The sequence below is a fragment of the Isoptericola sp. NPDC060257 genome, assembly GCF_042726645.1.
Lineage (GTDB): Bacteria > Actinomycetota > Actinomycetes > Actinomycetales > Cellulomonadaceae > Isoptericola > Isoptericola nanjingensis.
Genome location: NZ_JBHXAW010000378.1, coordinates 1 through 3,290 on the forward strand (window position 1 = coordinate 1; position 3,290 = coordinate 3,290).

General features: G+C 72.2%; 3 protein-coding genes and 1 pseudogene. 1 reads left to right on the forward strand and 3 read right to left on the reverse strand.

Annotated elements, in window-relative coordinates; translation table 11 throughout:
* Both ACFWEK_RS20225 and ACFWEK_RS20230 read right to left on the reverse strand, forming a co-directional pair.
* Window positions 1-302: permease prefix domain 1-containing protein (locus ACFWEK_RS20225; protein ID WP_430555202.1), on the reverse strand; the 302-nt coding region annotated here is incomplete at its 3' end.
* Window positions 299-697 (reverse strand): PadR family transcriptional regulator, encoded by a 399-nt coding sequence (locus tag ACFWEK_RS20230; protein WP_429766826.1) that lies wholly within the window; start codon window positions 695-697, stop codon window positions 299-301. The genes ACFWEK_RS20225 and ACFWEK_RS20230, both read right to left, overlap by 4 nt.
* A 211-nt stretch (window positions 698-908) precedes the next feature.
* Between ACFWEK_RS20230 and ACFWEK_RS20235 the strand changes: the two genes are divergently transcribed.
* Window positions 909-2,930 carry a DHA2 family efflux MFS transporter permease subunit gene (locus ACFWEK_RS20235; protein ID WP_430546122.1) on the forward strand — a complete coding sequence of 674 codons (2,022 nt, stop codon included), beginning with the start codon at window positions 909-911 and terminating at the stop codon, window positions 2,928-2,930.
* 57 nt (window positions 2,931-2,987) lie between these two features.
* Here ACFWEK_RS20235 and ACFWEK_RS20240 read toward each other — a convergent pair.
* Window positions 2,988-3,290, reverse strand: a pseudogene (locus ACFWEK_RS20240) (hypothetical protein); the annotation flags it as partial.

The following is a 3,290-nucleotide window of genomic DNA, read 5'->3' on the forward strand; positions in this document are numbered from 1 at the left end:
AAGCGCGGCCGGGGCCGGACGCGGTGCTGCTGGGCGGCCGCGAAGGCCTCCTGCATCGGGGTGCGAGGGGCGCCGCCGGTCTCGGCGGCCACGTCCGCCTGCGCGTCGGCGACGAGCGCGCGGACGTCGCCGAGCTCGTCGAACGCGCGCCGGGCGGCGTGGTCGGGCGACGCGCCGCCGGCCTGCAGCTCGGCGGCCCGGGCCTCGAGGTTCGCCCGGATCTCCTCCTTGAGGTCCTGGACCTCGGGGGACGGCTCGACGCCCGCGAACGCGTCGTCGAGGAGGCGGTGGACGGTGGTCATCGGGAGGTGTCCTTGTCTGTGCTGGTGCCCGTGCTGGTACCGGTGCTGAGGAGGGAGTCGATGACGTCGCGGGTGGCGACCCACGCGGCGACGTTGCTCCGGAACACGGCCCGCCCGGCGTCCGTGATCCGGTAGTACTTGCGGCGCCCGCCCTGGGACTCGTCGCCCCAGTAGGCCTCGACCAGGCCGTCCTTGGTGAGACGGCGGTACGTCGCGTAGAGCGTGGCCTCCTTGATCTCGTGCGCACCGCCCGTGGCATCGCGGATCGTCTTGTAGATCTCGAAGCCGTAGCGGTCACCGCGACGGAGCGTCGCGAGCACGATCGTGTCGGTGTGACCACGCAGCAGGTCGGCGGAGAACGCGTCGTCCGCCGTCGAAGGTTCAGCTCGCTGCATCACACCAAGTACTGTATCTCATCAACTACTCGACGACAACAGGTGCTGCACGAGCCCCACCTCCTGCCGAGGGAGCACCCGGGCTGCCGAGGGAGCACGCGATCCGTCGGGGTAGTTCGCCGTGCCCTCCGACGAAGACCGTGCGAGCCTGCCAAGCGGGGACCTGCTCACCGTGCGGACGCCGTCGTCCGCCCGACAGGAAGGGCACGCGATGGCCACAGCACCGAGCGCACCACCCGCCGAGCCGGAGGCCCTGCCGCAGCGCAGGGTGCTGGCCATCTTCGGCGGGCTCATGCTCGCGATGCTGCTCGCCGCGCTCGACCAGACGATCGTCGCCACCGCGCTGCCCACCATCGTGTCCGACCTGGGCGGCGCGGAGCACCTGTCCTGGGTCGTGACGGCCTACATGCTCGCGAGCACGGCCACCACGGTGCTGTGGGGCAAGCTCGGCGACCTCTACGGGCGCAAGGCGCTGTTCATCGCCTGCATCCTCATCTTCCTCGTCGGGTCGATCCTGTCGGGCACGTCCCAGACGATGGGCCAGCTCATCGCGTGGCGTGCCGTCCAGGGCGTGGGCGGCGGCGGGCTCATGGTGCTGTCGCAGGCGATCATCGGCGACGTCGTCCCGCCGCGCGAGCGCGGCAGGTACCAGGGCTTCTTCGGCGCCGTCTTCGGCGTCTCGTCGGTCGCCGGCCCGCTGCTCGGCGGCTTCTTCGTGGACAACCTCGACTGGCGCTGGGTCTTCTACATCAACATCCCCATCGGCGTGGTCGCGCTGCTCGTGGTCGCCTCCGTGCTCCCTCACATCGAGGCCGGCCGCAAGCCCAAGGTCGACTACGCCGGCATCATCCTGCTCGCCACGGTCTCGACGGCGATCGTGCTGGTCACGAGCCTGGGCGGCAGCACCTGGGCGTGGGACTCCGTCGCCGTGTGGGCGATGATCGCGGCCGCCGTGCTCGGGATCGTCGCGTTCGTCGTCGTCGAGCGGCGAGCCCCCGAGCCGGTGCTGCCGCTGCACCTGTTCCGCAGCAGGGTGTTCACCGTGGCCGCGGTCGTCGGATTCGTCGTCGGGTTCGCGATGTTCGGCGCGATCACCTATCTGCCGCTGTACCTGCAGACCGTCAAGGGCTCCACACCCACGGAGTCCGGCCTCGAGATGACGCCGATGATGCTCGGCATGCTGCTCACGTCCATCGGGTCCGGGCAGCTCATCTCCCGCACCGGGCGGTACAAGATCTACCCGATCCTCGGGACCGCGATCACCTCCGTCGGCCTCTACCTGCTCTCGCTCATGGGCCCGGACACGAGCACGCTCCAGGCCGGCTTGAGCATGTTCGTGCTCGGCGCCGGGCTGGGCATGGTCACGCAGGTCCTGGTGATCGCGGTGCAGAACGCCGTCGACTACAAGGACCTCGGCACCGCCACGTCGGGCGCCACCTACTTCCGGACCATCGGGTCGTCCGTGGGCGTCGCGGTGTTCGGCACCGTCTTCGCGAACCGGCTCGGCACCGAGCTCACCACCGCCGTCCCGGCGACCGCCCAGGGCCCCTGCTCACCGGCCGCCCTGTCCGCCTCGTCGCAGACGCTCGCGCAGTGCCCGCCCGAGGTGCAGAGCTGGTTCGTCGACGCCTACGCGGGCGCGCTGCACGTCGTCTTCCTCTGGGCCGTACCGGTGGCGGCGCTCGCCTTCGTCCTCACGTGGCTGCTGCCCGAGGTCGAGCTGCGCAGCGCCACCCGCGGTGACGGGCCCGGCAGCGCGGGGCAGGCCGCCGGTGAGTCGTTCGGGCTGGGGTCCGCCCGCACGTCGCTCGACGAGCTGCGGCTCATCCTGTGGCGCCGGGTGGGCAAGCTCGACCCGCTCAAGGTGTACGAGACGATCTCGCGCGACGACGACCTCACCGCCGAGGAGGCGTGGATGGTCACGCGCGTCTCCCTCAAGCGGAAGCGCTCCGTGCAGCTCATGGCCGAGCGCACGGAGGTCTCGCCCGAGACGGTGCGGCGGGTCGCGGAGGCGCTGGAGGCGCGCGGCCTCGTCGAGGTCGACGGCGACGCGGTCCTCGCCACCCCCGACGGCGACGTCGTGGCCGAGTCGATCCGCGAGGCGGAGCGGCAGCGGCTGCGGCGGTACGTCGCCGAGTGGCCCGGCGGCGACGAGCCCGAGGTCGACGAGCTCGTGGAACAGCTCGCTCACCAGCTCCTCGCCGACGACACGGACGCCGTCGAGCGCCGCTGAGAGGTACTGCCTCGGCGGGTTCGGTACTACCTCGGCACGGTCCGTCCTCCCCGGGCGTCACATCTCCGGGAGGGCGTCCCGCGCCTCCTCGGGCGGCAGACCCGCCGCCTCCAGCAGGTCGACGACGGGCGAGCGCAGCAGCAGCACCAGCGACTGCACCTGCCAGTGCCCCTCGCCCACGGTGCGCGGGTCGACGTCGCGCGCGACGTCGAGCAGCGCGTCGCGCGCCTGCCCCAGGCCCGTGCCCGAGCCGAGGGCGGCGGCGAGCAGCCGCACGCCGTGGGCGAGGCGCACGACGAGGTCGGCCACCGGGTCGGCGGTCGGGTCGACCTCCGGCGGGGGCGGGAGCCCGCCCGAGAG